This is a genomic window from bacterium (Candidatus Blackallbacteria) CG13_big_fil_rev_8_21_14_2_50_49_14 (assembly GCA_002783405.1).
Classification (GTDB): Bacteria; Cyanobacteriota; Sericytochromatia; order UBA7694; family UBA7694.
In genome coordinates this window covers 25,037-49,847 of sequence record PFGG01000082.1, presented here as the reverse complement: position 1 = coordinate 49,847, position 24,811 = coordinate 25,037, and the positions used below count along the sequence as shown (strand labels likewise).

Sequence of the window (24,811 nt, the reverse complement as noted above, 5' to 3'; positions counted from 1 at the left end):
CGTTTCAACCTTGTCAAGATAGCCTGAAATAAGTGTAGAAACAAGTCAGACGAGAAATATAAAAGATTCTGATAAAATACCAGAGGTTAACTTTCTAAAGCCTCATCAGAAAAAGGGAGCCTCAAACCATGGGTTACCATTATGATTTCGGCGATGATTGGATGCATCAGCTCAAGCTGGAGAAAATCCAGGCAGAAGCCCAGCCCTTGCAAATACTCAAGGCAGTCAATGCCTGTTCCCCCGAAGATTGTGGCGGGCCCTGGGGTTATGCCGAAATTCTTGAAATTTTAGCCAAGAAAAGAAAAACAAAAGCAGACCGCGAACGCTTAGAGGGCATGGACCCAGATTTTCATCCTGAATCCATCGATCTGGCTGAACTCAAAGAAGCACTTCAAGATCTTTCTAATACCTGGCAGCCAAAGAAGCCCAGAGCCGCCAAGTCCAAAACGTCTGCTCAAGCAAAAACAACCGGCCAGAAAAAAATTCTGTCAATAGCACAATCTGAGACTAACAAACCCAAATGAGAATCCTACATGCACATTTTCAAGCAGAAAACTTTTCCATTTGGATTGAACAGCCCCAGAAAAAGGAGCGAAGCGCAAAATCTGAACAACACCCTGGCAGTTTAGGCCCCACCGATTTAAAGCGCCAATTAAAAAATCTGGGCTTGCCTTCAAATCCACAGGCCAAAGAAATTACGCTGTGGTTACCCTCTGGAAAGAAGGCTCCACTGCCCTCACAGGCTCTCTTGGGAGAACAGGATAAGCAACCAACTGAACTCAAACCCTGGCGGATGGCCTGTCTGGAATATTCAGCTCAGGCTTTTATACCCTGGCTTCACAGCTTGCCCAAACACAACCTCTTAGAGCCCGGAATACTTATCGGACCCAGTTTACGCTTTGTTCAGGAAGTTTGGCGCTGGGCTGCTCAAAGGGTTGCAGAACAAGCTTTTCTACCTGTTTTAGAAAATTCTCAGGCCCGCTGGAGAGTCTATTTTAATCCCTCTGAGAGACAAGCACTTTATCTCTGGGCCAAGGCCATGCCCGCCTCTCTCTCTGCTCAGACCACGCTTGGCCCTGCCCCAGAAACTGTTACAGAAGCCTTGCTCAATCTGTTTGTCGATGATATCGTTCGCCGCTCAGCGCCAAAACATCGTGTTCGTGAGGAATCTGTCTTTGATCGTTGGATTCAGGCCTTGCAGAATCCTGATCCCCAAATTCGCCATCAAAAAGCTGAGCTGATTCCCTTAAAGACCAGCTTAGAGGAATGGCTGCTCTCCTTAAAAACATTGAGCGCTTCACAATGGCGCTTGGGTTTTCGCTTGCTGGAACCGCAGGTCAAACAAAATTGGCAGTTAGAAAGCTATCTGCAAGCCCTTCAGGATCCCAGCCTGTATCTGCCTTTAAGCGAAGCTTGGAAAATCAAAGCTCCCAAAGCCAAAACACTGGGAACCCGACCTGAAGAACTGAAACAAATTCTGCTTCTGGCCCTCGGCCAAGCCTGTGGGATTTATCCTCCCCTTCAGGAAATGCTGGCAAAGGCATCTCCCCAAACGTTGAATTTGAAAACAGAGCAGGCCTGGAACTTTCTCTCTGAAGCCGCTCCCCAACTGGAACAGGCCGGATTTGGCTTGTTATTGCCCGCTTGGTGGGCTCAGCCTCAAACAAAAGCACTTTCTTTGCGGGCCAGTCTCAAATCTCCCAGTTTAAGAGGTCGCTCGAATCTGGATTTGGCAAGTCTGATGCAGGTGGAATGGGGAGTGGCTCTGGGCCAAGATACCCTGACCCTCAAAGAACTTGAATCCTTGGCCAAACTCAAGCAGCCCCTGGTTCAATTTCGCGGTGAATGGAAGACCTTTGATCGAGAACAGCTCTTTAAAGCTTTGAACTTTTTGAAACAAACCCCCAAAGAAATGCCTTTACAGGCTTTGGTTCCTCTCGCCTTGGGAGCCGCTGAGATTCCTTTGCCTGTTTCTGAAATTCAGGCTCAGGGCAAGGTGAAAGTACTATTTGAGCAATTGCAGGGCCAGCAAAGTTTTGCTCTGACTGAGATTCCCCCCCAATTTCAAGGAGAGTTGCGCCCCTACCAAACACGCGGGGTTTCCTGGCTGGAGTTTTTACATCAATGGGGATTGGGGGCCTGTCTGGCAGATGATATGGGCCTGGGCAAAACCCCGCAAACTCTGGCTCGGATTCTCAAAGCCCGCCAGAAAACCCCCAAAGCACCTCCTGTTTTACTGGTTTGCCCCACCACACTGGTGGGCAATTGGAAACGAGAAGCCGCCCGTTTTACCCCCCATTTAAAGGTGTTTATTCACCACGGGGCAGAACGCAATAAATTGTCAGCCTTTAAAAAAGCCATTGCCCACCAAGATTTGGTGATTACCACCTATGGCTTGCTTCATCGCGATGAAAAATTTCTTCTCCCTCTGAACTGGCAGGGAATTGTTCTGGACGAAGCCCAGGGCATTAAAAATGCAGAAACGCGGCAATCTAAAGCTGCACGAAGCTTGAAAGCTCAATGGCGAATCGCTTTAACCGGAACTCCCATCGAAAACCATGTGGGTGATCTCTGGTCTTTGATGGATTTTCTCAATCCGGGGCTTTTGGGTTCACAGGCAGCCTTTAAAAAATATTTTCAAAAACCGATTCAAGATTTACAGGATCAGGAAAGTCTCAAGCAACTGAAAGCGCGCATTGAACCCTTTATGCTGAGGCGTGTCAAAACAGATAAAACCATTATTTCTGATCTGCCTGAGAAATTGGAAATGGAATTGTTCTGTCCGCTGACCCGCGAGCAAGCCACACTTTATCAGGCCCAGATCAAAGATTTAGAACGCCAGTTAAAAAAAAGTGACGGAATACAGCGCAAAGGCTTGATACTTTCTGCCCTGATGCGTTTTAAACAGCTCTGTAATCACCCCGCACAGTTTTTGGGTGAAACAGGCCCCCTGGCGGGGCGGTCTGGTAAACTACAACGCCTTGTTGAAATGCTCACTGAAATCCGTGAGATGAATGAATCGGTCTTGATTTTCTCTCAATTCGCCGAAATGGGAGGCCTTTTACAAACCCATCTTCAGAACTGCCTGGCTGAAGAGGTGCTGCTTTTGACCGGCAAAACCCCCAAAGCCAAACGGGACCAAATGGTGGATCGTTTTCAATCGGGCCAGGGGCCTGGCGTTTTTATTCTCTCGCTCAAGGCCGGGGGTACAGGGCTCAATTTGACCCGCGCCAACCATGTCTTTCATTATGATCGCTGGTGGAATCCTGCGATCGAAAACCAAGCGACGGATCGCGCCTTTCGCATAGGCCAAACCCGACAGGTACAGGTACATAAGCTAATCTGCAGTGGAACGGTAGAAGAACGGATTGCTGAAATGTTGCAGAAAAAACAGGAATTGGCAGCTCAAACGGTAGGCCAGGGAGAAAACTGGCTGACCGAACTGAATAATCAGCAGTTGAAAGCATTGTTTGATCTGAATCTGGAGGAGGCTTTGAGCGAATGAGTTTTTATTATTACAGATCATCTGGTCCGAAAAAAAGCCAGGGCGGAATTCGCCTGCAATCCGCTCGGGGCCCCGTGGGAACAACCTGGTGGGGGAAACGTTGGGTTGCCGCCCTTGAAATGCTCTGCGACCAGGGTCGCTTATCGCGGGGAAAAAGCTATGCCCGCCAAGGACAGGTACTTTCAGTTGAGATCAAGGCGGGTGAGGTTCTGGCAAAGGTTCAGGGCTCAAGCTCAAAACCCTATACAGTGAAAATTAAACTGCCTTTGCTAAAAGCCACCCAATGGGCAAAAATACAAAATTCGCTGCAAGCCTCCCCTCTGCATCTTGCCAAATTGCTCTCAGGTGAAATGCCCACAGGCCTGGAGGAAATCTTTAACCAGGCGGGGGTCAGCCTTTTTCCCGAAAAAAGAAAGGATTTGCAAACCGACTGTTCTTGCCCGGATTGGTCAGACCCCTGTAAACATATTGCTGCAGTCTATTATCTGCTCGCTGAACAATTCGACAACGATCCCTTTCTGCTCTTTCGCCTGCGGGGCCAAGAACGCGAAAAATTACTGGCAGCCTTGGGGTCAAATCAAACGGAGGACTCTCATCCCCCAGCCTCAAATGAACAAACCTATGCACTGCCCAGCGATCCACAGGCTTTCTGGCAGGGGGGTGAAATTCCCACGCTCAAAAAAGTGCAGCTTACGACTCAGGCCCCCCTTCTGAAACGCTTAAAAAGCCCTCCACTCTGGCGGGGACAGGAACGCTTTCAGGAAGCTTTGGAGCCGATCTATGAAAATGCAGCAAAACAGGCTTTTGCATTATTGGAAGAACTGCCTTAATCTGCCCGCAGGGGCATACGGTTGATGACCAAGCCCATAAACGGCATCTGATAAACAGCTTCCAATTCAAGCTTGAAATCTTAAGCCGCCAACGCCATTTGCCCTGGTGGCGCTTAAAATAGCGCTGATTTAAGGCCAGCGAAGGTGAGGTCTCAATCAAGGTAAGAACTCACCGGGAGGAGACTCCATCGGCGTCAAAACATCCCGCGCATAGAACGAGCCATAGATAAAACTTTCTTTATCTGTATCGAGGGTCTGACCCATTTGCTGGCCTTTAAGGTAGCCGCTTTCCAGTTTAAACTGGGTATCCATTTTGCGCATCCGACTGGCCATCAGTTCAATCACCCTTTGGGCCAAAATGGGATATTTGGCAATTAAATGGTTGAATTGCTCTCTGTCCAGCACCACCAAACGGGTTCTTTCAAGCGCATCAATTGAGGCGGTACGCGAAAGATTGTCAAAGAGGGCCATTTCACCAAAAATATCTCCGGGCAGAAGCGACCAGAGAACCCGCTTGGCGTACCCACTGCCGATATACACATTGACGGATCCTGAAAGAATGAAATAAACCTTGTCTCCAGGATCCCCTTCTTTGAAAATGCTGTCTTTGGCTTCGTAAACGCGGCCATGGGCTTGAAACAATACCTCAAGGGCCTTCATATATTTTGCCTGTTCTGCCTGATCCATGAGCACCTACCTCCTGAGCTACTCTATTCTAGCAGGCAGGCAGACAAACGAATAATTTGAAACAAGGCATCCCCTATCAATATGCTGGCAAAGAACGGGCCTGCGCCAGACTTTCCTGAAGTGCATTTTGGAGCCGGGAACGGCTCTGTTCATCCAGATCTGACAGTTTCTGCTGATGATAATTCAGATTTTCACGTAATTTTTGCGCTGCGCGCTCGAAACTTTCACGGGCTTGAGCCGAAATTTTTTGATGGGCCTGGTACTGTGATTGCTCTTCATTGAAATTGGCTTTCACAGAATCCAACCAAGATTCAGCAAGTGCCTTTAATTCTGAATGTCCGGGAGGAGGCTGACGTTTCAAGACTGTTTCCAGTTTTTCAGCCTGCTTTGCAAGTGCCTGGGCCTGCTCCTGCATGTCCTGCTGTTGCTCAAGCAGATCGTTCGTCCGTTTGCGCAAGTCCTGGGAACGCGCCAAAGCCTGATCCGCCTGGTTGCGCAGTGCAGCAGAGCGTTTCAATTGGGTTTCAGCAAGCTCAATACTATTTCTGCCCGTTTCAGCAAGCTGGTCAATCTGTTGAAGGTCCTGGCTCAGTTCGCTGATTTTTGAATTGACCAAACTTTTCAAGTCATCACTCAGCTGATTCCAGGATTCTGGATCATTGCGAATCCCCAGTAACTCCTGAAGACTTCTTTGGCCCAATTCTTTGGCCCTGCCCAAAATTTCAAGCCCCTCTCGCCCCTGGGCCACAGCGGCTTCAATTTTGGTACTGAGGATTTCAGATTTTTCTTTTAAATCGCTCAGCTCGGCTTCGCTTTTATCCAACTTCTGATTTAATCCAGCGACGGTTGTGGTTTGCTTATTCAGTCCTGCTTGCAGAGCAGCGCGAAAATCTGCTTCACTGATGGCTTCACCCTTTTTGAAAAATTGAAGCTGACCTGAATCACTGCGCCGAATTTCAAGCTGAAGCGGTGACAGGGCTTGGTTAAACGCTCCCAAATCACCACGGATACTCTGGCTGGAACTGTTGAGCAGGGTTTGCACCACATCATTCAAGTTGGCGAGTACTTGTCCCTGGGCTTCCAGTTCTGTCCGAACCGCTTGATTGTGTACAATCGCCGCCCCCAAAGCCTGATCCACTTCCTCTTGCTGGGGAAGGAGCTCGGCAATGATCTGCGCAGAACCGTTCACAAAACTTTCGCCCTGGGCCAGAAGCTCTTTAAAGTCTTCAAGACGGCCCAAGTTTTTTTGCAGGCGCGCCATCACAGCACCGCCGCCGATCCCTCTGAGGCCGAAATCATCCCTCGCCGGGGCACCAAAACGGGAAGCAGGCGAAGCCTTGGCTGAAGTTTCGGGGATATCCAAGCTGCGAAGATGGGGCATGAAGGGGTCTGACTTACCCGGTTGGGATTCCACTTCTGCTTGAATGGCAGCACAGGCAGCCGTCAGTTTGTCGATATCGCTGCGGGTACAGAACATGGGTTTACGTTCTCCGCTGACGGGATCAGGGATCCGGATAGACAAATTGTAGAGATGCTTGCCATCGGTCATCAGTCCAAAATACTTGAGTGCCGCATTGTATTGACTGATTTCTTTGGCAGAAAGTGGTGCCTGATCACGGTTACCCAAACCAGATAAGCGTTGTGTCAGCTCTTTCAGGCTCAGATTTAACTGTTCAACAGAGAGAGTACTGACTTCTTTGCTCATCTTGGCCAGGGCATAATCCAGGGGCTGTGTCCTTGAGCCGCTGCTGGTACTGACCCCAGCCCCTCTGCGCAGTTGAAGATCTTCAAACAGCATCACCCCCTTCTGAACCTCTGCTGAAGGGGGTTGAACAGGGAGAGAAGAGTCTGTTTCACTTGTTTCAGGAAAAAGCACAAAGGCATTCAGACTGTCGCCTTGAATAGCCTGAACCTCAGCCAAATCTTTCGTGGGAGCCTCTGCTACTGTGGCTGGCACAGAATTTTTGGGCTTTTCAGAGCCTGGAATTGCAAAGCTTTGCAGTTCAGGCAGGGGTTCAGTATTGCGGCGTGAATTCACATTGAAGTTCATGTGAAGGCAGGGCTCCTTATGTTCATATATTCAGCTACCCCATCTATACCCCAAAACCGTTTAAAGATAACAGGAGAAGCTCAATTTGAAGTTAAATTTAAATTAAGAGCACCCAAGTGCAATTCGCTGTCCTTGCACTGAGGAATCAGGGAGGGGGGGGTAACTGACCGCCAGGCATTGGGGAACTGCCAGGAGGTGGAGGCAAAGGCGAACTGCCAGGGGGTGGCGGTAACTGTCCCCCAGGTAAGGGGCTACTGCCAGGGGGGGGCGGCAACTGACCCCCTGGCAGTGGGCTGCTACCGGGTGGAGGGGGCAACTGCCCCCCCGGCAGTGGGCTGCTACCGGGTGGAGGGGGCAACTGACCCCCAGGCATAGGCGGTGGCAACTGGCCCTTCGGACCGGGCCCCTGACCGGGCAAGGGCGCATTGACGGGCGGGGGAGGGCAGAGGCCATCGGGGCGGGCAGAAGGCGCAACAGCAGGTTGACCATCTAGACGGGGAGGAGGCGGAGGGCAAGTGCCATTGGCAAGAGGCGGCAAAGGCTGACCTGCTACCGGTGGACGGTGCAGAACCGTGGTATTTTCCCAATGCCGGATATCAAAGCCAGGGCGGAAAAAATTGGGATCGCGCAGGGGGTCGGGCCGACGCTGCAATAAATCCTGATGTTGTCGGGCAATCGCTTCAACTTTTTGAACCAAAGCCTCAGGTTCAGGCAAAACATCTTTTAACTGCGTAAATCTTTTTTGACCCAGATTTTTTTCAAGGGCCTGGGTCAGCTCAGCAAGCGCAGGCTTAAATTCTTCAGCATTCTGTAAATTGCTGGGGGGAATATCTTTCAGATTTTCTTTGAGCAAACAGACCGCCGTGGTAGAGGTTGTGATATTGCGGGTAGGAACCTCCCCCTCACTGGACTCGGGCAAATCAGCCAAGGCCTGAAGGTTTAAATTTTCAAAATTCTTGGCCTGGGCTTCAAGGCGCAATTCAAGCTTGGGGGCCAAGGCTTGAAGCACATACCCACCCAAGGAATCACTTTCAGTCTCGGCGACAATTTCGTCAGTGGTACGGTCATAGGCTGTAATTTTAAAAATCAGATTCTGGTAACCCACTGAAGGAGTTGACTGGGATTCAGCCATCACTTGAAAACCTGAAGGCAGTAAAACGCCTGAGGGCAATAAAACCCCAGAGGGCAGTAAAACCCCCGCCTGCCCTTGCACCAAACCGGATAAGACCACATGCCCTTTCAAACTCAGAGTAGAAGCCACTTCCTGTTTTTCCAGGGGCTGCACACTCGCAGAAGGCTGGCTTGCAGGTTTCTGCATACTGGCAGGAGCATTCGCACAGCCCACCAAGAGACTGGCACAGAACAGACTGAAAACTTTGGCTTTGAATTGACGTTTCACTTGCTGACGCTTCATTATTTCATTCCTTTGATCTCTAACTGACCCCACTCAGGTTGCCTATGCTCATTAAATCACAGCGCAAGCTGGGTTCTGTGATTAAAATTGAAAACCCGCTGAATTTTTGTCACGAATTATGAAGCAAAGCCCTGAATGGGCAAACTCCATTTCCAGAGCAGTTGCTGATCCGAACTGACTTCCAGCCAACGGAAACGGTTACTGAATTCTATCAAAGTGGCGCCATCAGAAAGCCGAAAAACCTGGCTGGGACGCGGCAATTTGAGCTCTCCCCCCGAGAGCAGAGCCCATGTTATGCGACCTTCAGGGCTGACTTCCAAAACACGGTTATTGCCCGTATCTGCGATCAGGGTATTGCCATTTTCAAGGCGTTTGGCATCTTCAGGCACAAAAAGCTGATTTTCAGCCCGGCCAAAACGCCGGGGGGTTCCATATTGCCAGATCAACTCCCCTGTAGGCAGCAATTCACTGACCGTATGTTGGCGGGAATCTGAGACCAAGAGATTGCCATTGGCCAGAATCTGAAGACTGGAAGGTGCTCTGCCATGAGAGAACTGTTCAAGCAGGTTGCCCGCAGGATCCAAATGTAGAATTTGCCCAGCACCACTGTTTAAAAGCCAAAGGCTCTGGTCTGCCCCCATGGCAAGGCCCTGGGGTTGAATCAACTGAATTTCTCCCCACGACCCAATAAAGGTTTCCACCTGAAGTGTTTCAGAACTGAGCAAATACAAGCGATTCAGGCCAGAATCTAAAACCCAAAGTCCTTGAGCGGCAGTGAGGGCCAATAGCGGTTGCAAAAGCCCCTGTGGGGGACCGATCAAATTCAAGACCTGGCCCGCACGGTTGACACTTGCCAATTGCCCAAATTGGCTGTGGCGAGCCCAAAGCAAGAGATCAGGACGGGCGCTGATGGAGGGGGGCTGCGCAGGGGAAGGAGGTGCCGTTTGCTGTGATTTTTGGCGTAGGTTTTGCAGCCTTGCCCGGTACTTTTCTTGGTCTGCTTCCGTTCTCAACTCGGCCTGAACTCTGCGATCTTGAGCCAATTGAAAGAGGCGATCCCGCATTTCTGGAAAATCCAAAAGAATCTGATCCAGATCTTTTTGACTGAGACTAAAAACTTCACAGTACTCTGAAGCCCGAACCGTGGCATTTCTAAGCATTCCCAGCATCAAGGCCACCTCACCAAAAACATCGCCAGCCACCATTTGGGCAACCGTATCCTGCCCATTCGGGCTGAGCACTTCCACGCGGCCCTGGCGGATCAGAAACAGTTCATCCCCTGCTTCGCCCTTGCGTACAATCACGTCTCCTTGATTAAAAATACGGGTTCTGACACGCGCACGCACGGCATTCAAAAATGACTCAGAGGCCTGTTGAAAAAGTGGTACCCGCGCCAGCATTTCCAGTAAAGAAACTTTTTGGCCCCTGCGAAGATTCAGATTGCGTTCAGCCTGGGCGACAAAGACTTCTTCTGGGGCCAGATTGTTTTGACCCGGTACGGGTTTCAGCGCTTGCAGCAAATGGGAGCCCACCATTTCCTGGCTGTGGGGATTGATCACCAGCAGACGAAAGGCGTCATGCAGAACCAATTCCTGGGCATTTCGCCAGACCAAGCCCAGGGGCTGATGTATGCGCTGATCGGGCGCAAGCTTAGAGAGTTCAAGACAGAGCGGGGGACGTTGGTCCAGAGCGATCAACCACAATTTCTGTTGGTGGGTATCCATCAGAGCCAGAAACTGTCCATCAGGTGAGGCTGCTAACCACTGGGCATCTGCAGGAGCCTGAAGCACCCGCAAAGGCCCCCCCTGCAGAGAAAAAAGGCTCAATTGACCTTTTGGGTCAAGCAGCCAGAAATAACCACTGGGCCCGTGGCAAATATCCACAACACCTTCGGGGCACCAATTCTGCTCCCGCAAAGCCCAGAGTGTTTCTCCTTCAGGATTGATTTGCAGCAAGTCCTGATTCTGGCTATCCAAGAGCATCAATTCCAGCTTTTCCCCTTGATGGAGTACGAGAATTTTTTTCCAGACGCTGTCCTCCCCCAAAAGCGCCCATTCCTGTTGAGCCATTTGATTCCAGGCGCTGATTTCATTGCTTTCACTGTCATAAACGACAAAGCCATTCCAATCCAACCAAGTCACTGAAGCCGGACGGTAGACTCCCACCAGATGGGTATCCAAACTCCAAACAATTTCTAATTTAGAATTCAGTTGAATAATCCGGTTATTCAAGGGATCAGGCAGTGCCAACCAGCCTTCAGGTAAGACTTGGACAGGCTCTTTGGCAAGGCGTTGCTTGCGTTCACGCTTTTCTGCCTCTTGCTGTTCCCAATCACGTATTGCGAGATAATCACTCAGATCAGCCCCACTCTGGGACAGAAAGTCCGACTGCAAAAAAGAAAGATGCAGATTGGCTCTGCCCAAAAGACCGTAAAGCGAGACCTCGATTTGAGTTGAGGTCTCAAGCAAACGCGCAATCCGTTCAGCATGAATTAGAATTTCCTGTTCAGCCGGTTGAAGCAGGCGGTCTGAAAATTCGAGCATTGCTTGTTTTTTCAGAAGAGAGCGAATTTGATTGAGAATAAAGCGGGTAGAGCCTGCGATCAAATTCTGTTCTTCTCCTGGCACAACCCGTGTCACAATCATGCGGCTCTGAAAACCTGAAAAATCTAAGCCGCAGCTTTGTATCAGCGCTTGTACGGGCATGGGCAACTGGGTCTGGGTCAAAAGATTGAGGGGATGAACACTCGCGAGCGCATCCAAAGCCCGGTTGGGAACAGACCATACGATTTGCAAGGGGCCGCGGTGAATCACCTCACTTGACAGCGGCTCTGACCGCGAGGCTTGAAAGCAGGTCAAGCGTGCGCCCATGGGCTGAGGTAAATCCTCACGGCTGAGCACAGCGATCACCCCCCTGGGACTCAGACTAAGCGTATCTCCTGGGGCATCGGTCGAGAGGGCAAAACTTTGACCCGCAACAGGAAAGCGCTGCTCAAGGGCAGAGGTCTGGGGATCAATTTTTAGCAGCGTTAAGGATTTACCTGCATCGAGCAACCAGAGCTTGTCTTGGGCAAAAAGCAAGGCTGTTGGTGTACGCCAATCTCCCTTCAGGGCCTGAGGCTCCAGACCAGGCTGCCATAACCAGATTCGAGAATCTGTTTTGCTGGCAAGAAAAACCTTACCTGAAACAGGATCGGGTGCAGCCAGCAGAGCCCCTTCTCCAGCCAAGTCTGGAATTTGAATCTGAGCAAGCAAACGCTTTGAAGGAATATCCAAGAGGAGCAAATGCCCTTCTCTTCCCTGGCTCAAAACCAGCCACTGCTGGTTCTCCGAAGCAAAAAGGTCCCAGGGCCCTTGCGCAGGGTTAAACCGATAATAGCCAGGGTAGAAAAAACTAAAACCCGAAGCCAATCTATTCTCAACAGGCATTTCAGGATAAATCAGAATTGGTTCAGCGCCGCCCAATACCAGTCCATAACGCAAGGGCGGATTCCACTCCTGAGAACGGATGACCTGGCCCTTCCCCGAAAGAGCCATTAAGCCTTGTCCCCAATTCCGAAATGAGGGGGCGTTAAGCTTTTTTTCAGCGGGAAGTGGAAATTCCAAAGCATGGTTCACTTCACCACAGGGAATCAAGCGCAAAAGGGAATGAACCAGATCCACTTCAGCATAAGTGCCTGATTTCAGTGCAAATTCTGCAAACCAGGAATCGGTTTCTGAAAATTCTGACCCCATCTTTGACTCTCCTGAAAAAAATAATTGGCTCCTGGGCTGTCTAACCCTTTTCTGATGCCGACTTGGCATCAAGCAAATTCAAATCCTGAAGGGCTTTTTTCCAATAGGAAATTTCTGCCAAACCCAAGCTTTGATGCAATTCAATCAAATCCTGGTAAAGCAAGCGGCATTCACTGAGATGCCCGGTGGGTTCTAGAATTTCAACAGCCTGATTCAAGGGCTCTCGCGCTTTTTCAGTTTGATCGGTCTTGAGCAGGAAATGTCCTGTCAAACGTAGCGCACGACCTTTTTGAACGGGATCTCCGTGGGTTTCAATCACCTCAGCCTGTTTTTCCAAGATTGTCTGGGCGGCTTCAAAATTTTCCATTTCCAGATAAATCTCTACGCGCGTATTATAGAGTTCCGGCAAGAGCGCCCAGACTTTTTGTTGTTCAAGAGATAGAATTCCAGGTTCTAACTGGGAGAGGGCATGCGTCCATTGCTTACGATGAAACGCCACCAGCCCCAGATTGCACTGAGAAACGGCCGAACCCACTGCCTGTTTGAGGTGTTTAAAGAGCTGGTGCGCACGCAATAGGTATTTTTCAGCCTGATCCAATTTTCCCATTTCGAGTGAAGCATGGCCTAAATTATTGCAGGAAGTCGAGATCCCCTCCAAATCGCCAAGCTGCTCACGAATTTTTAAACTCTGACGAAAAACCTCAAAGGCTTTTTCCCAGTGATTGGTCAAAAAATAGACATTGCCCATATTGCTCAGACTGTTGGCATGGCCCCATAAATCCTGGATCTGCTCCTGAATAGCAAGTCCCTTGCGGTAGTATTCAAGCGCCTTTTCCCATTCATGGCGGTAATAGCAGACCACGCCCATGACATTATAGGCATAGGCGATCTGCTCCATATCGGGCTGTAGATCTAAAAGTTTTAAAGCCGATTCACAGGCCTGCATCGCTTCAGGGTATTTTTCCTGCCAGCGACACACCCAGGCAATCGCATTCCAGAAGCGGGCCTGCTCACGGGCTTCAGCCAATGGCGCGAGAATTTTCAGAGCCAACTCAAGGGTCTGCTGGGCCAGCGCAAATTCTGAGCGCTTTTCCTGAACTCTGCCATGCCAGAACATCAAACGTGCTTTTTGCAGAGCGGGTAAATCCGCTTGAAACTCACGTTCAAGCAGATTCAGTAAATTTGAATAATCGCCAGTCCTGAAGAGTATTTCTGCTTTTTTTTCCAATAGATCGTATTTCAGGGCCTCCAAGCCCAGCCAGGTCTGCTTATGCAAATCAATTGCAATTTTGACAGAATCATCCAGGTCATCTAAACCAGCAAGAATTTGCTTGATTTGTTCCAAAGCCTGGTGATTGGCACAAAGACGTGAGGCTCGCTCTGCAGAAAGGTAGAGGTAGCGAATCGCTTTTTGGGATTCTTCACTGCGCGAAAAATGGTAAGCCAAGAGATCCAAATGGGGTTCAGGATGATCTGCAGAGAGAACTTCAAGGTATTCACCAATTTTGCGATGTAATACCAGTCGTCGCCTTTTGACCATGGTTGAATAAATCACTTCCTGGGTCAGGGCCTGATGTATCCTGTATTCTGGTTCAGCACAGGCTTTTTCAACCAGCAGCCAGCCCGCAGCAACCAACTCATCGAGATCTCGCTGTGAAACAGGTTCATTTTGTAGGTTTTTCAGCAAAGCCAGAGAAACCGCTCCCCCCATCGCAGACAAGGTCTGAAGCAGGTGTCTTTGACGGGTCACGAGCCGGTCAAAACGAACCAGAATCAATCGTTGAATTGAAGTTGGGAAAGGTAAATCATGCAAGCTGACTTTTAATTCCCAAACCCCCTGATCCAATACCAAAAGCTGATCATCGAGCAGATTCTTGAGAACTTCCTGGATATACAAGGGATTTCCACCCGCCCTCTCCAAGAGCGTGCGTTTCAGTTCACGCAGGTTTTCAGGAATTTGTTCAGCGGCGGTAAAGCCCAAATGACCTGCAAAAAGCAATTCTGACTCTTGGGCAGACAGCGGGGGCAGGGTCTGGTAAATCTGCCAGGGCAGCTGTGCATGCTTGCTTTCAGAGGCCTTGGACTGAGAGGAGCGCTGAGTTACACAGAGCACACCAATGAATGGTTGTTCATTTATACTCTCATGCAACTGGTGTAACCAAGCCAAAGATAGGGCATCACACCATTGCAAATCATCGATCAGAACGAAAAGTGGATGAGACTGCGAAACTTTATTTAAGAGTTCACCCAAAGCACGAAAAATTTGCTTCTGGAGACGTTCAGGGGGCATCAGCTTAAGCTGGGGAAATTCCAAATGTGGAAACAGGATATATTCAATCACTGAAGACATCATCTGGGCATTGGGCAATTGTAATGCGCGCAGATAACTTTCTAAAAATAAATGAACTTCTGCGTGACCAGGATTTTCATCAAATGAAAACAACGATCTGAGCAAACTTTGCAACATAAAATAAGGAAAATTGGTACTGTAGGAGGTAGAACTTGCGGAAACAATCTTAAGAGCTTCATTTTCAGCTTTGAGAAGCTGGGCCACATGTTGCGCCAAAGAGGTTTTCCCCAAACCACTCTCGCCTTCAATATGCACCATCAGCAATTGTTTTTCTTCCAATTTCAGTTGGGCCAGGCGAAAAAACGCTTCGGTTTCTTGTTTGCGGCCTACCCAAACTTGGGGAATCCCTCCCCGACTGCGTTGACGTAAATTTCGCACCCCCATCAGCTCATAGGCCTGCAAAGGTTCTGCTTTGCCCTTGGCCTGAATCAGACGATCCTGTTTTAGTTCAAAACTTTCATTTAAGAGCTGATACAATTCTTCAGTTACCAAAATATGCCCAGGTTGGGCATTCTGCTCCATACGGGCAGCGGTATTGATCGCATCTCCCATGACCTGATAATTCATGCCCTCAAGCGCTTCGACACTGCCAGCAACAACCATCCCCTGGTTTAAGCCAATGCGCATATTGAGACTGAAACCCCGTTCTTTTTCTAAGGCTTGCGAAAAAGCCTGAACCTGATCTCGCATTTCCAAGGCAGCCAAAGCCGCCCGTTCGGGATCATCTTCATGTACACGGGGCACCCCAAACAAGGCCATGATCGCATCGCCAATAAATTTTTCAACGACCCCTTCAAATTTTCCAATAATCGCATTGCAAGCTTGAAAAAGCGGTTGGATAATATTTGAAACTTCTTCTGGATCGAGTTTTTCAGACAGGGCTGTAAAGCCACAGATATCTGCAAAGAGCACGGTTACCTGACGGCGTTCTGAAACACGTGCCACTGCTGAATGCGCCAAAGCTTCTTCAGCCTGGGGGGAAACAGGCAGCACAGTCTCAGGCTTCAAAGCGAGGGTTGAAGATAAGCTTGCCCGTTCATCCGCAGGAATTGCCTGTGAAGTTTGAAAACGGGGGATCAAGGGTTGCCCACAATAACCACAAAAGCTGAAATGTCCCGGAAGCGCTTGAAAACAGTGCGGGCAGGACTGTAAAAGCGCCAGACCACAACGCCCGCAAAAAGCAAAGTGCTCAGCTTGTTTAAATTGACAGCATGGGGTCATCACGTTATCAAAATTCTGTTTCATGCTGGGTATTTTAGCTTAAAATATTCAGAATAGACAGTCCGGCCAATCAGTATCAAGCTGAGGTAAACCCGCTGTTGTTCTTTCTTTTCAGAAACAATTCTCCGAAATATTTAGAAATGTAAAGCCACGGTAGCAATGGGTTTATCAGCAGCGCAGCCGATGCGCGCTGGAATGCTGCTGCGTTGAATACCTTGAAGCGAGTTGCTGGCTATCAGTTTGAAGCCGTCGAAATGGGAGATCCCATCACCGTCTGTGCGCCTGAAAAGCGTTTCTACTTGCCGTTTCTCCTGTTAAACCTGCTATCATGGCAGCTGAAACCACGTAACAGGAAAACCTGGAGAATTCGGAGAAACCCTATGCATCAAGCGGCAGCGATTCTGGTTCTCAATGCGGGCAGTTCATCCCTCAAATTTTCACTGCTTCGGCTCTCAGATCAGACAGAGCTTTTGAAAGGTTTGGCCGAACGTTTGGGCGAAGAGAATCCCCAAATCAAGTTCCAGGCACCTGAAGAAAAAATTGTAAAACTTCCTCCAAACGCCCGCCATGCCCAGGCCCTTGAGCACTTGCACCAGGAATGGGGCCCCCTCTCAGAACAAGTAGACTTGATCAGTATCGGCCACCGGGTCGTGCATGGTGGCGAACGTTTTCAAGAGCCCACCCCGATCAATGTTGAAGTGATTGCCCACCTGAAAGACCTGATCCCCTTGGCCCCTTTGCACAACCCCGCCAATCTCGCAGGCATTGAAGCCGCTTTGCATAATTGGCCTGAGGTTCCCCAATTTGCAGTCTTTGATACAGCCTTTCATCAAACCTTGCCTGAAATCGCCTATCGCTATGCACTTCCTGAAAGCTACTATCGGGATCATGCCATTCGACGCTATGGCTTTCATGGCATCAGCCACCGCTATGTTTCAGAAAGACTGAAAGCGTGTGTTTCGTCAGAACAAACACGCCGGATCATCAGTGCCCATTTGGGCAATGGTTGCAGTTTGGCTGCCATTTATGAGGGAGTTTCCTGCGATACCACCATGGGCTTCACCCCCTTGGAAGGCCTGATGATGGGCACCCGCAGCGGGGATCTCGATCCAGGCATTCTGCTCTATTTACTCGACAGTCAGAACATGTCCCACGCCGAACTCAACCGACTCTTGAATAAAACCTCTGGGCTTTTGGGGCTATCTGGTCTATCAAACGATGTGCGCAGCCTGATCGAAGCCATGCAAGCAGGGCATGCTGGCGCAAAACTTGCGCTCGAAATCTTTGCCTACCGCACAGCCAAAGCGATTGCTGCGCTTTGTGTTCCCTTGAAAGGCCTCGATACCCTGATCTTCACAGGTGGGATTGGCGAAAATGCAGCTTGGCTCCGCGAAAAAATTATCGGGCATCTGGGTTTTCTGGGCTTAGAGATCAACCTTGAAAAAAATGCAAACTGCCAGGCTCAGGAAAGCTGCATCAGCCTTACACACGCACCGGGTGCCTGGGTCATTCCCACCCGTGAAGAGTGGATGATTGCCAAAGAATGTGCTTTGGCATTGGAGAAAGAAGACAAAAAATGACACAAATTATTATGCTCGCCCCCGTCGGTTCAGGCGTGGGACTGACCTCAATATCCCTGGGCGTGGTTCGCGCCTTTGAAGAGCGGGGGTATCCTGTCAGCTTTTTTAAACCGATTGCACAATGCCAGGAAGACACTTCTGAGGCCCTGGTCAAATGGGGTTCTGAGGTACTTACCCAACCTTCTTTTTCACTTGAAGAGGCTGAAGCCCTGCTTTCAACGGAACAGTCGGATTTACTCTTAGAAAAAATTCTCAGCCGCTGTGAAGCCCTACAGGGCCCCAACAGACTCTTGATTTTAGAGGGCTTGATCAATACCGAAACCCTGACCTTTGGCATTCGCATCAACCGTCAGATTGCTAGCACCTTGGGGGCCCGCGTGGTCTTAGTGGCCTCAGCTGAAGGGCATGATCTTCCGGCTCTGGCACATCGGATTGAAATTGCCGCCACCAGCTATGGCGGTTTGGGCAATGACAAGGTCATCGGCTGTATCGTCAATAAAGTGGGCGGACAGCGAGGCGATGATCGCATCAGCCAGATGGCAATTCAACCCAGTGCAGAAGAGCTATCGAAAAGCTGTAAGGAAATCCATGCTCTGCCGCTGTTTCAACGCCAGGATTTTAGCTTGGTGGGCGCTGTGCCCTGGTCCCCAGAGCTGGCTGCGCCTCGGGTCAAAGACCTTGCCGACTATTTGCAGGCCGAGGTGCTGTATCCGGGTGAATTTGAGCACCGCAGGGTACGCAGCATTGCACTTTGCACCCGAACAGTCAGCAATCTGGTTTCTCATTTGCATGCCAATGCCCTCTTGGTGACCGCTGGTGACCGCACGGATATTATGATGGCCGCCAGTCTGGCTGTAAAAAATGGCACCAAAGTAGGGGGACTGCTGCTGACAGGCGGATTTGAAATCCACCCGAATATTGAACTGCTCTGTGCCCCCGCTTTTCGCGCAGGTTTACCCGTTCTGCGGGTGGAACAGGATACCTGGACCACAGCACGTATGTTGCAGCATTACCCCCATGAATTGCCAATCGATGATGGGCAGCGCATTGACCGCGTCAAAGAATTTGTGGCCCGTCATCTCGACGGCCATTGGTTAGACCATGAAGCCCAGGAACTACAGGAAACCGTGCTTTCACCTGTGGCTTTCCGCCATATGCTCACCAAAAAGGCGCGTGAAGCCAAAGCACGGATTGTCTTGCCAGAAGGGCAGGAACCCCGCACGATCAAAGCAGCAAGTCTGTGTGCCCGACGGGGGATTGCCCAGTGTATTCTCTTGGGCAATCCCAAAGAAATTGCAGAAATTGCCCAGAGACGCGGCATTGAGTTAAACCTGCCGGGGCTTGAAATCTGGGAGCCTGAACCCTGGATTGAATCCATGGTGCCTGCCCTGGTCGAACTGCGTAAACACAAAGGCATGAGTGAGGTCATGGCCCGCGATCAGCTGTCCGATCCTGTCGTGCTGGGAACCCTGCTGCTGCAACAGGGGCATGTTGAGGGCCTTGTTTCAGGGGCCGTTCATACCACTGCCGATACGATCCGGCCTGCTTTGCGCCTGATAAAAACCTCTGCTGGCAATAGCCTGGTTTCGTCTGTATTTTTTATGCTCTTGCCCGATCGGGTCTTGGTCTATGGGGACTGCGCCATCAATCCCGACCCCAGTGCAGAACAATTGGCAGAGATCGCATTGCAGTCAGCAGATTCTGCCGCGCGCTTTGGCTTGGAGCCCCGCGTTGCCATGATCTCGTACAGTACTGGAAAATCGGGTTCTGGGGCCGATGTTGAGAAGGTTATTCACGCCACTGAAATTGCCCGCAGCCGCAACCCCAAGCTCTTGATAGACGGTCCCTTGCAATATGATGCAGCGATTATGCCCGATGTCGCAAAGAGCAAAGCACCAAATTCTCAAGTGGCTGGCAAAGCCAATGTGTTTATTTTTCCAGATTTGAATACGGGCAATACCACCTACAAAGCTGTTCAGCGCAGTGCCAATGCCTTAAGCATTGGCCCCATGCTCCAGGGGCTGAATAAACCCGTCAATGATCTTTCAAGGGGAGCTTTGGTAGACGATATTGTCTATACCATCGCACTCACGGCTATTCAAGCCGGGAAATAAAGTCCATTGAAATCTTCAGGTGCTACAAGCTTGGGAGGGGAAGCGCTTGGAACTATAGGATTCTGTCTGCCAGGGGGATAGAAACCCCTGGCTGAAAAACGTATAATATCAAAAGCTCTGAAATTTTTCTATTCAGGTGAAGCATGTTCAATTCAACCCAGGTGGTCAAAGCCACAGCACCTATTCTTACAACGCTTAAAACTGGAACGGTCGCAAAACCGGCCTCTCAACTGATGATTGCCCCGCCAACGACCCGCCCCGAAACCATGCGCCAGGAAGTTGCAAAATCTCAGAGTTCCAGCCAAGAATTGGGTCAACTTACCTGTCCCAATACGATTGAATCTGCTTTTAAGAGCATTGAGAATTGCAGTCCAGAAAGTCTGGAAGCAAGCCATGGTTCCAAACTCGAAGCCTTTGCGAAGTCTGAATTTGGGCAATCTGTGAAATCTGTCTTGGAACAGGTTGAAAGCGTAAGTAAAGTCAAAGGTGCCATTTCAGATATATTGGAATCGCGGGAGAATCCTGCAGACCAGGAAAAATTTGACAAAGCAGTTGAAGGGATTGAGACGCTGATTTCTGAAACCCCCAAGGTATTGGATTCGGCGACAAAATTAGGCAGTCTGATTGCAGAACAGGCCCCAGAGGGGCTCAAGAAGCAGGTGAACGATGGCATCGAGAGCCTATCCGCTCTCTCTTCACACTTGCCTGAAATCCCTGAATCAGTGGGGACCCTCGCCAAATCCGCCACTGAAATGGGCGGGAGCCTGGTAAAAACAGCGAGTGAATATGCAACTTCCCTGGGAGATACCGTACATTCTGTCACCCCAGAATTTGTAACGACTGCCGTATCTGATATTTCTAAAACAGTCAGTCCCCATCTCTCGACAGATGGACTTTTGCCTGCTGCCGTCAGTTTTTACCAATCCCCTGGTCTGGCCACAGGTGGAGATCTGGTTTTGGTAGGTTTAGGCGGCAAAGAAGTTTCAGATGCAGTCAAAAAAACCTATGCCCTGGTCACTGAACCCTCTTTGGATAAGGCCAAAGAGGCGATTGAATCAGCTTCTGCCTTTGTCGAAAAAGATGGCATTAAGCAAATTGCGACGGTCGCGACCGTCGCAAAAGGGGTAACTGAAGCTTTAACGCCAGAATGGGTCAGTTCAACAGGTGCCCAGGTAATCAGCACAGCAAAAGAGTATCTGCCAGAAACCAGTACCCTGACAGCCTATTTGCCCGAAATGAGCACAGTAACTGGCTATATGCCAAGTCTGCCTGGAGTTTCAGAAACGATCTCAAGCTATATACCCACGGTGGTAAGCGATACGGCCTCAACTATCAGCGGCTACCTTCCCGCCACAGATTTGGGCAACCTCTTGCCAATTGGATCAGCCGTTGTGAATACGACCATAGCCGGCAAGGCCATCTATACGCTTTACAATGAAACCGATCCCAATCAACGTGAATACAAAGAGACCCTGAAGAAAACCACCTCTGCAGTGGGTTCAATTGTAGATGCTTATGGGGGAATGGGCATGGGAACCCTGGCAGCCACATCGGTCAATCTGGGCATTGATGTGACCCAATATTTAGGCAGCAAATCCCTGAGTTGGGCCAGCTCAGCCTATTCCTATTTCACCACCTAGGATTGAGCCATGAAACAGCAAATACTCCAAAAAAGCCCCACGCAACTTCATTTCCAGGCCCAAATCTCACAGTTTGAGCGCAAGCTGTTGCGCCAGGAAGCCCTCAAACGTTTTCCAGAGTTGAACCAACTGGAAGATCCGTTTCAAAAAGAGCAAGAATTGCTGCACTATGAAATGGGCAGAACGCTTGAACGCTATTTAGAAAAAAAACCGCTTGAACTTCAAAAGCCCCCCGATTTTCGCCCCCAGAAAAGTCAATCTCAGGATTTGGCTTTTTCAGCCCTGATCAGACTGTATCCACAGGTTGAATTGCCTTCAGAGCTTGCTGTCGAACTCGAAACGTCTCTGCCAGAGACGCCAAAGCCAGAGGATATTCAAGCGACTTTGGAAGCCTTGCAATGGGATTATTCCAGAATTGAGCGCAGCGATCGACCCGTACAAGAAGGGGATCTTCTCTTGGTCGATTGCTATTTGAGTCAAGCGGGTGAAATTCTTCCTCAAACCGCCAAGAGCAATCAAATTCTGATGCTGCAGTCAGATCGCCTACCTGCCCCATGGTTTCAAGCCTTGCTGGGAGCAGAAGCCGGACAGGAGCTGAATTTTCCCGTTGAAAAAAGCTTGAATCCTGCTCAGCCTGCTGAAAACCCACCCACCCTTTGCCATCTCTTGACCAAAATGGTTGCCCGTGCCCAAGTCGCCCGCTTGGATGAAAATCTTGCAAAAAAAGCAGGGTTCCCCTCTCTCGACGCTTTGCTAGAAGCAACAGCCCAAGCCTTAAGCGACAAAAAACAAGCGCAATGGGTAGCAGAAATCAAGGAAAAAATTGTACAAACCCTGGTTTCAAAATCCCAGGTTGAATTGCCAGATGAGTGGCTGGATGAAGAATTGCAAAGGGCCTGTGAAAATTCAGATCTTCAGCATTTAAAAGCGTTTAATCTTCCAGCTCAAACGCTTAAAACCCTCAAAACCTGCTGGCTGAAAACACCCGAATTACGTGCCCGCAAAGCAGATATTTTGAAAACGCTCTTGGTTTTACGCGCCATCATTCAACAAAAAGGACTCAAGGTTGAAGCCTCTGAAATTGATGCGGCCCTTGAAACCCTGGTGAATCAAAAGAACCAGAGCCCTTCAGAACGCAAACAAAAAATGCTCGAAAACCATACCCTGCTGTTTTTAGCAGAGAGAATTCTGATCGAAAAAGTGGCAACGGTTTTAATGCAAGAATCGCGTATCATCTGTCAGGGACAGATTTTAAACCCGAATTAAGCCCATTCGTCAAAATTCTCCTGCAGAAGCCCCACTCTTTGTAGCAATTGGCTGTAGGGGGCTTCGAGCAAGCTGATTGAAACGCCTTGCGCTTCAATATCATCCAGTTGATCTGCAATTTTATCGCAGTGATCGAGCATTTGCTCCAAAACCTGCAGCGCTTGGGCCCGGTTCTGTTTTAGCAGCGCAAACAGTGGGCCGATAGAATTTTCAATCTTTTGGATTTCCTCAGCCAGAACGATAAACTTGTCAGAAAAACGCAGGGCTTTCTCTGTCAGTTGATAGGCTTTTTCAATCTGATAAAACTGAATATCCAGCTGACAGGTATCTGTAATGGCTGCTAACTGCTGAATCTGGGCAGAAGCCTTCACCAGCAGTGTATTTTCCTTCTGGGCACGCTCTTGCAGCGCAGCATAGGCTTCAGAATCAATCACAGGTTTTGTTGAAGGCTGTGTTTTCAGCCATTTCTGATGCTTTACCAGCAGTTGTTCAGTTTGAGCATAGTTCAGTTCAGTCTCCTGAAGACTGGTTTCCTTCACTGCAAATACAGGCGCAGAAAGCGCTTCGATAAAGAGTTTTGCATCGGCTGAATCAGGTTGAATGCTTTCTGCATTTTTAAAATAACGCATGGCCTGAACCCGATCCCCCAGAATCATGAAAATATAACCCACGCCAATCGAAGCTTTGGGATTCTGACGGTGAGTTTTCATGGCTGTGAACCACAATTCAAGGGCAGATTTTAAAGCCTGTTTATCTTGAAATTGAGTCTGAAGCGCTTTTTCAAAAAATTTCAAACCTTGAGCATAGGCATCTGACGCTGACTGGTGTCGGCGGGCGTGTAAAGCCTGGCTTTGCTCTCTCAATTCAATCAAAGCATTAAAATTCATGCTGCATTTTATCACCCCCGCTCAAAGAATGGCATACTGAAAGTCAAACCGTGAAGAAAGGTGCCCACCATGACAACACTTCAGAAACCTGCAATCGATTCCCTGGCCCCCTTATTTACACTTCAAGATCAAAATGGCGATCAGATTTCACTTGCCGACTTCAGAGGCAAAACCGTGGTTGTCTATTTCTACCCCAAAGCCATGACGCCGGGCTGTACCACTCAAGCCTGTGGAATCCGCGACAGTCAGGCCCCCTATGCAGCCCAAAACATTGTAGTTCTGGCCATCAGCCCAGATCCAAGCAACCGCCTGAAAAAATTTGAAGAGAAACAAAACCTCAATTTTAGCCTGCTCTCAGATCCCGATCACGCTGTCGCCGACCGCTATGGGGTTTGGGGATTGAAAAAATTTATGGGCCGTGAATTTGATGGCATTCACCGCAGCACCTTCATCATTGGCGCAGATGGGCACTTAAAACATATCATCGCAAAGGTCAATACCAAAACCCACCATGAGGATGTGCTGAACTGGATCAAAGCGCATCTCTAAGGGCCAGCAGGGATTTACCAATCACTGCTTCCGCCCCCCCCATCCGAAGACCCACCTCCAAAACTGTCATAGCTGCTGGAGCCGCTGTCATAATTGCTGCTGGTATCGGTAGAATTGCGACGCCAGGAGTCATCATCATAGGTATCAGTTGTGAAGTCCCTATCCCCGTGATATGATTGCCGAAAGAGAATTCCAGATCGGGCAGGGCGACTGTGCCGGGAAATACGCGAGAGTCGGCTTTTAATAAAGAAAAACAGGAACAAGATCAAGCCCCCAAAAATCAGAGCAAAATATGCGCCCAATTTGTTGGAATTCGCTTGAAATTGCATCACCTGCACAATTTTTTTCGGGCTGGCACTCAAATTTCCCTGTCGATCAAAAAGTTTAACAACATCTGCCAGTTTATCGAGCAAGGCATTCACGCCCTGATCAAATCGGCCCGCTTTAAATTCAGGTTTCACGAGCTTATCCAAAAGCGCAGTACTTTGTTGATCTGTTAGTACAGGACTGAAGCCCTTGCCTACTTGCAGGCGCATCTTATGCTCCTGAACGGCCAGCAAAAAAAGCAGACCATTGTTTGTTTCGGCTTTGCCAATCCCCCATTGATTGAACATGCGCAAAGCGTAAGTTTCAATTTTTTCATCGGCTGGCAATTTCGGAACCGTGACCACTGCTATTTCGGCAGAAGTCTCAGACTCAAGCTTGCGCAAGCGTTGCTCAATTGCTGGCCCGTCTTTGAGCACATGGGCAAAATCACTGACGGGGCCCAGAGGTTCAGGTATTTTATCCAGCGCAAGCACAGGACCGGCCAGGCTGAGTAAAAAGGCAATAGACAGACAGGCTTTTTTCATGGTTCTTTTCCAGAGGTTTTTCGCTCCAATTATCGCATGCTGTCCCCAGGATCCCAAGCTCAAGCTTAGGGCTTTACTTTTTGTATCATTATATATTATGATGTTTATGATATAAAAAAACAAAAAAGGAGAA

General features: G+C 49.3%; 15 protein-coding genes. 8 read left to right on the top strand and 7 right to left on the bottom strand.

The window, feature by feature from the left end; genetic code table 11:
- Positions 1-128 precede the first annotated feature (128 nt).
- From COW20_24205 to COW20_24195, 3 genes are read left to right on the top strand one after another with little or no spacing between them, the layout of a single operon-like run.
- Entirely contained in the window at positions 129-524 is a 396-nt protein-coding gene (locus COW20_24205) for a hypothetical protein (GenBank protein PIW44431.1), read from the top strand.
- Positions 521-3,505, top strand: a complete 2,985-nt coding sequence (locus COW20_24200) for an ATP-dependent helicase (protein ID PIW44430.1) — start codon at positions 521-523, stop codon at positions 3,503-3,505. The genes COW20_24205 and COW20_24200 overlap by 4 nt, the downstream gene beginning before the upstream one ends.
- Positions 3,502-4,335, top strand: a complete 834-nt coding sequence (locus tag COW20_24195; GenBank protein ID PIW44429.1) for a hypothetical protein — start codon at positions 3,502-3,504, stop codon at positions 4,333-4,335. Before COW20_24200 ends, COW20_24195 begins: the two co-directional genes overlap by 4 nt.
- Positions 4,336-4,491: 156 nt before the next feature.
- Here COW20_24195 and COW20_24190 read toward each other — a convergent pair whose 3' ends face one another.
- The 5 genes from COW20_24190 to COW20_24170 form a co-directional block, all read right to left on the bottom strand.
- A complete protein-coding gene (locus COW20_24190; GenBank protein ID PIW44428.1) occupies positions 4,492-5,022 on the bottom strand; it encodes a hypothetical protein in 531 nt (176 codons plus the stop codon).
- Positions 5,023-5,098: 76 nt separating this feature from the next.
- Entirely contained in the window at positions 5,099-7,072 is a 1,974-nt protein-coding gene (locus tag COW20_24185) for a hypothetical protein (GenBank protein PIW44427.1), read from the bottom strand.
- A 145-nt stretch (positions 7,073-7,217) separates the two neighbouring features.
- A complete protein-coding gene (locus COW20_24180; GenBank protein PIW44426.1) occupies positions 7,218-8,486 on the bottom strand; it encodes a hypothetical protein in 1,269 nt (422 codons plus the stop codon).
- 116 nt (positions 8,487-8,602) lie between these two features.
- Positions 8,603-12,289 (bottom strand): hypothetical protein, encoded by a 3,687-nt coding sequence (locus COW20_24175; protein ID PIW44425.1) that lies wholly within the window; start codon positions 12,287-12,289, stop codon positions 8,603-8,605.
- A complete protein-coding gene (locus COW20_24170; protein PIW44424.1) occupies positions 12,261-15,815 on the bottom strand; it encodes a hypothetical protein in 3,555 nt (1,184 codons plus the stop codon). The genes COW20_24175 and COW20_24170 overlap by 29 nt, the downstream gene beginning before the upstream one ends.
- A gap of 356 nt (positions 15,816-16,171) precedes the next feature.
- Between COW20_24170 and COW20_24165 the strand changes: the two genes are divergently transcribed.
- From COW20_24165 to COW20_24150, 4 genes are all read left to right on the top strand, one after another.
- Positions 16,172-17,371: an acetate kinase gene (locus COW20_24165; GenBank protein ID PIW44423.1), complete on the top strand. Its 1,200-nt coding sequence runs from the start codon at positions 16,172-16,174 to the stop codon at positions 17,369-17,371.
- On the top strand, positions 17,368-19,485 hold the full coding sequence (locus COW20_24160) for a phosphate acetyltransferase (protein PIW44422.1): 2,118 nt from the start codon (positions 17,368-17,370) through the stop codon (positions 19,483-19,485). Before COW20_24165 ends, COW20_24160 begins: the two co-directional genes overlap by 4 nt.
- A 143-nt stretch (positions 19,486-19,628) precedes the next feature.
- Complete coding sequence (locus tag COW20_24155) at positions 19,629-21,125, top strand: hypothetical protein (protein PIW44421.1); 1,497 nt, start codon at positions 19,629-19,631, stop codon at positions 21,123-21,125.
- A 9-nt stretch (positions 21,126-21,134) separates the two neighbouring features.
- Positions 21,135-22,391: a hypothetical protein gene (locus tag COW20_24150; protein PIW44420.1), complete on the top strand. Its 1,257-nt coding sequence runs from the start codon at positions 21,135-21,137 to the stop codon at positions 22,389-22,391.
- Here COW20_24150 and COW20_24145 read toward each other — a convergent pair.
- Positions 22,388-23,278: a hypothetical protein gene (locus tag COW20_24145; protein PIW44419.1), complete on the bottom strand. Its 891-nt coding sequence runs from the start codon at positions 23,276-23,278 to the stop codon at positions 22,388-22,390. The genes COW20_24150 and COW20_24145 overlap by 4 nt on opposite strands.
- Positions 23,279-23,347: 69 nt before the next feature.
- Between COW20_24145 and COW20_24140 the strand changes: the two genes are divergently transcribed.
- The gene (locus COW20_24140; GenBank protein PIW44418.1) at positions 23,348-23,827 is read left to right on the top strand and encodes a thioredoxin-dependent thiol peroxidase; all 480 of its coding nucleotides are present in this window, start codon (positions 23,348-23,350) and stop codon (positions 23,825-23,827) included.
- Between the two features lie 14 nt (positions 23,828-23,841).
- On the opposite strand, the gene COW20_24135 is transcribed toward COW20_24140, so the two are convergent.
- Positions 23,842-24,678, bottom strand: coding sequence for a hypothetical protein (locus tag COW20_24135; protein PIW44417.1), 837 nt, complete (start codon positions 24,676-24,678; stop codon positions 23,842-23,844).
- Positions 24,679-24,811: the final 133 nt, after the last annotated feature.

Excerpts from the sequence above, each read along its gene's own strand:
- COW20_24205 (PIW44431.1), top strand. The coding sequence starts at position 129 with ATGGGTTACCATTATGATTTCGGCGATGATTGGATGCATCAGCTCAAG.
- COW20_24200 (PIW44430.1), top strand. The coding sequence starts at position 521 with ATGAGAATCCTACATGCACATTTTCAAGCAGAAAACTTTTCCATTTGG.
- COW20_24195 (PIW44429.1), top strand. The coding sequence starts at position 3,502 with ATGAGTTTTTATTATTACAGATCATCTGGTCCGAAAAAAAGCCAGGGC.
- COW20_24190 (PIW44428.1), bottom strand. The coding sequence starts at position 5,022 with ATGGATCAGGCAGAACAGGCAAAATATATGAAGGCCCTTGAGGTATTG.
- COW20_24185 (PIW44427.1), bottom strand. The coding sequence starts at position 7,072 with ATGAACTTCAATGTGAATTCACGCCGCAATACTGAACCCCTGCCTGAA.
- COW20_24180 (PIW44426.1), bottom strand. The coding sequence starts at position 8,486 with ATGAAGCGTCAGCAAGTGAAACGTCAATTCAAAGCCAAAGTTTTCAGT.
- COW20_24175 (PIW44425.1), bottom strand. The coding sequence starts at position 12,289 with ATGCCAAGTCGGCATCAGAAAAGGGTTAGACAGCCCAGGAGCCAATTA.
- COW20_24170 (PIW44424.1), bottom strand. The coding sequence starts at position 15,815 with ATGAAACAGAATTTTGATAACGTGATGACCCCATGCTGTCAATTTAAA.
- COW20_24165 (PIW44423.1), top strand. The coding sequence starts at position 16,172 with ATGCATCAAGCGGCAGCGATTCTGGTTCTCAATGCGGGCAGTTCATCC.
- COW20_24160 (PIW44422.1), top strand. The coding sequence starts at position 17,368 with ATGACACAAATTATTATGCTCGCCCCCGTCGGTTCAGGCGTGGGACTG.
- COW20_24155 (PIW44421.1), top strand. The coding sequence starts at position 19,629 with ATGTTCAATTCAACCCAGGTGGTCAAAGCCACAGCACCTATTCTTACA.
- COW20_24150 (PIW44420.1), top strand. The coding sequence starts at position 21,135 with ATGAAACAGCAAATACTCCAAAAAAGCCCCACGCAACTTCATTTCCAG.
- COW20_24145 (PIW44419.1), bottom strand. The coding sequence starts at position 23,278 with ATGAATTTTAATGCTTTGATTGAATTGAGAGAGCAAAGCCAGGCTTTA.
- COW20_24140 (PIW44418.1), top strand. The coding sequence starts at position 23,348 with ATGACAACACTTCAGAAACCTGCAATCGATTCCCTGGCCCCCTTATTT.
- COW20_24135 (PIW44417.1), bottom strand. The coding sequence starts at position 24,678 with ATGAAAAAAGCCTGTCTGTCTATTGCCTTTTTACTCAGCCTGGCCGGT.